This window comes from Rhodococcus sp. P3_B8 (genome assembly GCF_056402775.1).
In genome coordinates, this window is the sequence record NZ_JBFUGT010000314.1 from 1 (window position 1) to 7,319 (window position 7,319).

Consider the following 7,319-nt stretch of genomic DNA (forward strand, 5'->3'; position numbering starts at 1 on the left):
GATCAGGTCGGTCTCCACGAATCCTGGCGCGATCGCATTGACGCGGATTCCCTTTCGCTTCGACCACTGATGCGACAGGTCGCGGGTCAGGCCGATCATTCCCGCTTTACTGGCCGCGTATGCAGCTTGGGGAAGTGCCGATTTTATGAGGCCGAGCATGCTCGCGACATTGACGATGGTCGAGCCCGGGCCCATCACGCGTCCACACGCTTGCGCTACCCAATAGCTGCCCATCAGGTTCACGTCGAGGACTGCGCGGAAGTCCTCGGGGCGCTCGCGTGTCGCAGGCGCGGAGCTGGTGACTCCGGCGTTGTTGATCAGGATGTCGAGGCGGCCGAACTCGGCGACAGCGGCCTGGGCAAGCGCGTCGCACTGCTCGGGCACAGTGACGTCGGTAGGTACGACCAGGCAGCGGCGACCGGTGGCCTCTACTGTCACCGCGACGGCTTCGAGGTTTTCGCGCCGGCGTGCGGCGATCACCACGTCGGCACCTGCCTCGGCGAGCGCGCGGGCGAATCCGGCGCCCAGGCCGCTGCCGGCGCCGGTCACGACAGCGACGGATCCGTCGAGTCTGAACAGGTCGAGGACCGTGTCACTCTGGTCCGGCGATGAGTGTGGGGTCATGGCGATCTCCTGTGTGCGTCGTGGATATCGGTGGCCAGGCTTGCGTCCCGTAAACCTAACTGCTTAAGATTATAGGGCAGGTGAAGTCTATGGGAACGAGAGCGCCGATGACCAGAAGCACCAACACCGAACAACGCAAAATGCGAGTGATCGGCAAAGACGTGCTTGCTCACGGGGTCATGGCAGTTCGACTCGCGGATCCCGATGGCGGCGCTGTCCCGACATGGGAGCCCGGAGCGCATATCGACGTGATCATCGACAGGTCGACGGTTCGGCAATACTCCCTGTGTGGCGACGCATCCGACACCACCTCCTTGGCGATCGCGGTGCTCCGCGAAGCGGACGGCCGCGGTGGATCGCGCTGGGTGCACGACTCGCTGCAAGTCGGAGACCTGGTCGCGATCGCAGGTCCGCGCAACAATTTCACCCTCGAACCCGCGCAGTCCTACCTTTTCGTCGCGGGCGGTATCGGCATTACGCCCCTGTTGCCGATGCTCCGTTCGGCCGAAGTTGCCGGCGCCGACTGGCGCCTGCTGTACGGCGGCCGAACACGCACCAGCATGGCTTTTGCCGACGAGCTGGTCGCTCGGTACCCCGGCCGAATCGAGCTGCGACCCCAGGACGAATGCGGAATCCTCGACCTTCCCGCTGCCCTCGTCGCCGTCCCCGACGGCACCGGGGTGTACTGCTGCGGACCGGAGCCGCTCCTGCAGGCGATCGAAAACGAATGCCTCGCGCATCCGAACGTGAGACTGTACGTCGAGCGGTTCGCTGCCAAGGAGCGGCCGGCCGATGCGGTCGACGGATCGTTCGAGGCCGAACTCCGGCGCGCGGGCAGGACCATCACCGTCGATGCGAAGGAAAGCGTGCTCGACGCCGTACTCCGGTCCGGTGTCGACGCCCCCTTCTCGTGCCGTGAGGGTACGTGCGGGACGTGCGAAACCCGCGTCCTGGAGGGCGTTCCCGAACATCGCGACTCGATCCTCACGGAAGACGAACAGGCCGAGAACGACTGCATGATGATCTGTGTATCACGAAGCTGCACAGCAAAACTCGTGCTCGATCTCTGACCGGCACCGCAGCGAGGAGATGCCGTGACCCAGGCGCCCGATACGGCCCATCTCGCCGCCCAAGAGACGGCACGTGGATCGGCGGTGCTGGTCCCGGCGCTCTGCTTCATCGTGATGATCACGTCGATGATGCAGACCGCCGTGGTACCGCTCCTGCCGGCAATCGCGGTGCAGCTCGACGTGGGCACGGATGCTGTCGGTTGGACAGTGACAGCGAATCTCCTTGCAGCCGCGGTGTGTACACCACTGTTGGGTCACCTCGCCGATCGACATGGTCCACGGAGGGTGATGCTCGCCGTGCTGGGCGCGGTACTGATCGGCTCGGTGCTGTGTGTCGCGTGGAACGGGTTGCCGTCACTCATCGCCGGTCGAGTTCTGCAGGGAGTGTCGTACGCGTTGTTCCCCGTCGGTGTGGCGGTAGTGCGAGGCGCACTGGGGGCGCACCGTGTTCCGATGGCGCTCGGCGTCATGTCTGGGGCATTGAGTGTCGGCGGCGGTGTGGGAATGATCGCGGCCGGACTCCTGTACACCGAAGGGGCCGACTATCGACGTGTCTTCTGGATGCTGTTGGTACTCACAGTGTTAGCAATGGTCGTCGGGTGGCGCGTTATTCCGCATACCCCGGGGTCGGGACCGCGCGACGGGTTCGACTTCTGGGGTATGGTCGGGCTCGCGTTCGGCCTGCCGGGGCTGCTGTTGGCGTTGGCGCAAGGTGGGACGTGGGGATGGCTGTCGCTGCGGACACTCGGTTGCGCTGTCACCGGTGCGCTGGTGCTTGCCGCCTGGTACCGGCACGAACGGAGGACCACTTCACCGCTAATTGCTCCGGCGCTTCTGACGGCGCGGTTGGTGRCTCCGGCACATGTCGCGGCTTTCCTGGTGGGTGTCGCGATGTTCGTGCAGTTCCTGGCCATCGCAACGTTCGTGCAGATCTCCCGACAGGAAGCGGGATACGGGTTCGATGCGTCGGTACTCGAGACCAGTCTGGTGTACCTGCTACCCGGACAGATTGCCGGTACGGCTGCGGCAGCCGTCAGTGGACTCGTAGTCCGACGGTTCCCCGCCCACAAGGTGCTGACCGCAGCCTGCGCCGTCGGTGTGTGCGGATTCGTGATGCTGATACTTGCTCACGACTACACGTGGCAGGTGATTACGGCGGTTGCGGTGATCAATGTCTTCGTCATAGTCGCCTACGGTGCGCTGCCGTCGATGCTCATCGGCAGCAGTCCTCCGGGAAGCACAGGGGCGGTGAACGGCATCAACGCGATCGCCCGGACATTCGGAAGTTCACTGGCCAGTGCCTTCGTTGCGGTGTTGCTCGCGACCATCACGATCCCGGGCACCTCGACGCCCACAGAACAGGCGTACATCGTGGTGTTCGCGGTCGGGGGAGCGGCCGCGTGCGCGGCGGGGCTCGTTGCTGTAACAGCGCACCGTTTTGCAAAATACAAGACTTGATTGACGTCTCAAATTGGACCATATAGCGTGGGTCGCACGGCGTACGAGCCAGGCTTCCCTGGTCCGATCCGCGCTGAAAACATCTGTCGACAAATGCGATTCGGCCCGCGCTCTGTGTCAGGCACCCCACATGCCCGGTAGGACCCCGGTAGAACGACATCGCACATGTGCGACTCACGAAAGGTAAGGACGAATGGCTGCCACCGTCGGCTCGGCATTACATTGGTGGGCGAAGACCAAGGGAGAGCAGGACGCGCTCGTCGTGGCGGGTGAATCCCTCACATACCGCGAACTCCAGGACTGGTCCAGTCGAATCGCCCGGAAGATCGTGGACCTCGAAATCCAACCGGGTCAACGAGTCGGCGTGCTAGGCCCGAATTCGCTGACGTGGCCGGTGATCGCTCTGGGCGTCCTCAAGGCCGGCGGTGTACTGATCCCGCTCAACCCACGGTTCAAGCCGGCGGAGCTCCGCAAGGTTGTCGACGACGCCGGTGCCGTCCTGGTCGTCATGCCGAACGAGTTCGCGCAGACGGTCGACGCGGCCCGTGAACTGGGTCGCACCTTCGACACGCTCTCGTTCGACGAGCTCGCGCCGCTACGCGCGGGAGGACAGGACGACTTCCGCATCGATCTCGAACCCGACGAACCGACCGCCCTCCTCTTCACTAGTGGCTCCACCGGGATGTCCAAGGGTGTGATCTGCACGAACCGGACGCTGCTCAATATCGCCTTCGAGGCGTCACTCACCGAAGAAGGCTTCCGGCCCGGGTCCACATCACTGCTGGTGTTGCCATTGGTATTCACCCCCGGCCTGGTATGGGGGCTGGTCATGACAACGGTGCTCGGCGGAAAGCTGATCATCGAGAAGGAGTTCGATCCGGGCCGCGCGGCCAAACTTCTCGGTGAACACGATGTCCAGGCCATCTTCGGTGTGCCGTTGATCTTCGAGGCGATCTCGCGTTCACCCGAGTTCGCGGACGCCGACCTGTCGTCGCTGCGCACCGCGATCGTCGGCGGCGCCGCGGTCGCTCCGGCACTGTTGCAGCACTGGGCGGACAAGGGCGTCGCACTGCGACAGATCTATGGCATGACCGAGGCCGGCGGTGTCGCCACCGCCACCCTCGTCGCCGAAGCCTTCGACCACCCCGACACGTGTGGATCCGGCTCGATCTTCACCGAAGTGAAGGTGGTGCGTCCAGACGGTACCGATGCCGCTCCCGGTGAAGAGGGCGAAATCCTCCTGCGCGGTCCGGGCGTCACCCCCGGGTACTGGAACGACGCCGAGTCGACCGCGGCCGCCTTGCAGAACAACTGGCTGCACAGCGGCGACCTCGGCACCCTCGACGACGAAGGACGCGTCAAGTTCGTCGACCGGCTCAAAGACCTCATCATCACCGGAGGAATCAATATCTCGCCGGTCGAAATCGAGCGGGTCATCTCCGAGATTCCCGGTGTCGAGGAAGTCGCTGTCATCGCAGCCGCTGACGAGCGCTTCGGCGAAACCCCGGCGGCGATCGTCACGGTGAAGGATGGCGTCGATGCAGCGGCAATCATCGAACACTGCGACCGGCTCGTGGCCGACTACAAGGTTCCGCGCTACGTGGTGATCCGGGACGAGCCGCTGCCGCGGCTCCCCAGCGGCAAGCTCTCGAAGACTGCCATCCGGTCCGAATACCGGTACGTGGCAGAACGATTCGACAAGGTCCGCTGAGCCGAAACCGGCGGGGAACTCAGGAAGGAGTCAGCGTGCCGGAGACCGGTAGCGACGATGCACTAATACTCGAGCGGCACGGGGAGATCGCGGTTGTGCGATTGAACCGTCCCGACCAGCTCAATGCGTTCACCAACGCGATGTGCTATCGGCTCATCGAAATCTTCGACGAGACCGACGCAGACGACGAGGTCCGTGCGGTAGTCATCACCGGAACGGGACGGGCCTTCTGTGCGGGAGCCGATCTCGCAGCCGGCGGCGACACCTTCGTGCTGGATGACGACCCGGAGACCGGAGGCGCACCGGCCGACACGGGCGGGCAGGTCTCGCTGAGAATCTACCGTTCCCTCAAGCGGGTAATCGCCGCGATCAACGGACCGGCCGCGGGTGTCGGCGTCACCATGACCCTGCCGGCCGACATTCGCATCGCGTCGGAAACCGCGAAGTTCGGGTTCGTGTTCACGCGTCGCGGACTGGTCCCCGAGGCTTGCTCGACCTGGTTCCTTCCGCGGGCCGTCGGTATCTCGACGGCCGTCGAGTGGACAGTGGGCGGCAAGATGGTCTCGGCAGTCGAAGCGCTCGAACGAGGACTCGTCCGTGAACTCGTGCACGCCGATCAAGTGCTCGAGCGGGCACTCGACATCGCGCGGGAACTCGTCTCCGGCACCTCACCGGTGTCGGCAGCTCTGACCCGACAGCTGATGTGGCGGATGCTTGGTGCGTCCGACCCCGAGGTAGCGCACAGGGCCGAGTCGATCGGCATCTACGTCCGCGGCACCGCGGACGACGTGCGTGAAGGTGTCGACGCATTTCTCGAGAAGCGCGAGCCGAAGTTCCCGAACCGGGTTACGGATGGATTGCCCAACCTGTTCGAGTAGTGCATCGGTAATCATCAGCCCTCCGGGATTCGACACTGTCCCTCGGCGTATCGCACGATCCGTTCAGTGATCTCGTCGGGGCTGCCGGCGAAGACCATGCCCCCGTGTGGTGGCGGCTCCACGGGCGCAGCCGCCGCCACCGGATGGGTGGGGGCACCGGTGCCACTTCCTTCCGACGCATGGTCACCTCCACACGATCGTCTGTGTACAGAATCGAAAAGTGGGGACGTCCCCTTTGCCTCATCGGGACATCACGGCAGGAGGGTGAATTCGCGGTGAGCACCGCATCGGGGAGCGCGAGATTGATCTGGCGAGTCGACCCATCGACCGGGGTCGGCCAAACTCAGAGACACCGACGCAGTCGGCTGAACCAGGTTCAACCTGTCTTGATACAACATGCAACGAGTGGGCGGTGAATCATTGTTCACCCCGTAGTGCAACATGATAAAGAATGCTCGGTTCGATAATGTTGGTGAGGAACCCATGGATCCCGTAGTCACACAGTCCGAACTCCGCGGTGCCGGTGTCACGCTCGCTGCCGACCGGTGGGATCCGCCGTCCCAGGACGCCGGCGGATCGGGTGTCGACAGGAAAGGCTCGGTGCTGTTGCTGCACGGCGGCGGGCAGACGCGGCATTCCTGGCGAAACACCGGCCGCAGCCTGGCGGCGGACGGCTGGTCCGCCATCGCCGTGGACGCACGCGGGCATGGGGACAGTCAGTGGGCGCCGGACGGGGACTACGGCATCGATGCACTGGTTGCCGACCTGACGTCGGTCGTTTCGGAGTTGGGGGAGAAGCCGGTACTCGTCGGTGCCTCGATGGGCGGGATGACGTCGCTGATCGGGCAGGGGGAGAACCCGGATCTCGCTCGCGGTCTGGTCTTGGTCGATATCGCACCGAAGGTCGAGACCAGCGGCACCGCGGAGATCATGGCGTTCATGCGCAGTGGCCTCGAGGGTTTTGCGAGCCTCGACGAGGCTGCGGCGGCGATCGCGGCGTATACCCCGAACCGGGTGCGTAAGCCCAACCCGGACGGGTTGCGTAAGAACCTGCGTCTGCGTGATGGCCGCTGGTTCTGGCATTGGGATCCGGCGTTCCTGCGCCAGGGCGACGAACCGACTCGTCAGGCGGATTCGATCGTGCGCTACGAACGCGCACGGAAGGCCGCGGCCGCGGTCACGGTTCCCACGATGCTGGTGCGTGGCAAGGAGTCGAAAGTGGTCAGCGAGGAAGGCGCCAAGGAGCTGCTCGAGCTGATTCCGTCCGCGAAGCTGATCGACGTGACCGGGGCCGGGCATATGGTCGCCGGCGACGACAACGATGTCTTCAGTGGCGGATTGACGGGATTTCTCGACGAAGACGTTATCGCAGCGCGTTACTGATGCGGTTGAGGCTCGGTTGCAGCGGCGACCGGATTCGGCGCCGAAACCGGTCGCCGTCCGACCGATCCGTCCGTAGGCGATCAGATTGGGTTGTTATCGTCAATACTGCACTGTCAGAACAGTTTTCGAATCCGACGAGCGACGCGATCGCCGCCGCTCAGGGTGCGAGGGGCGTGGGCGGCTGAACTGCAACCC

The 7,319-nt window shown here is 64.4% G+C and carries 6 protein-coding genes; 5 read left to right on the top strand and 1 reads right to left on the bottom strand.

Going from position 1 to position 7,319, the window contains the following annotated elements; translation table 11 throughout:
* Window positions 1-624, bottom strand: a 624-nt coding sequence (locus AC1D1G_RS38560; RefSeq protein WP_477956224.1) for an SDR family NAD(P)-dependent oxidoreductase, incomplete at its 3' end; no start/stop codon positions are given.
* 107 nt (window positions 625-731) lie between these two features.
* Between AC1D1G_RS38560 and AC1D1G_RS38565 the strand changes: the two genes are divergently transcribed.
* The 5 genes from AC1D1G_RS38565 (at window position 732) to AC1D1G_RS38585 (ending at window position 7,124) form a co-directional block, all read left to right on the top strand.
* On the top strand, window positions 732-1,694 hold the full coding sequence (locus tag AC1D1G_RS38565) for a PDR/VanB family oxidoreductase (RefSeq protein WP_283352108.1): 963 nt from the start codon (window positions 732-734) through the stop codon (window positions 1,692-1,694).
* Between the two features lie 24 nt (window positions 1,695-1,718).
* Window positions 1,719-3,152 carry an MFS transporter gene (locus AC1D1G_RS38570; RefSeq protein WP_477956225.1) on the top strand — a complete coding sequence of 478 codons (1,434 nt, stop codon included), beginning with the start codon at window positions 1,719-1,721 and terminating at the stop codon, window positions 3,150-3,152.
* A gap of 193 nt (window positions 3,153-3,345) precedes the next feature.
* Entirely contained in the window at window positions 3,346-4,863 is a 1,518-nt protein-coding gene (locus AC1D1G_RS38575; protein ID WP_477956226.1) for a class I adenylate-forming enzyme family protein, read from the top strand.
* A gap of 35 nt (window positions 4,864-4,898) precedes the next feature.
* A complete protein-coding gene (locus AC1D1G_RS38580; RefSeq protein ID WP_477956227.1) occupies window positions 4,899-5,741 on the top strand; it encodes an enoyl-CoA hydratase-related protein in 843 nt (280 codons plus the stop codon).
* A 483-nt stretch (window positions 5,742-6,224) separates the two neighbouring features.
* Entirely contained in the window at window positions 6,225-7,124 is a 900-nt protein-coding gene (locus AC1D1G_RS38585) for an alpha/beta fold hydrolase (RefSeq protein WP_283352112.1), read from the top strand.
* Window positions 7,125-7,319: the final 195 nt, after the last annotated feature.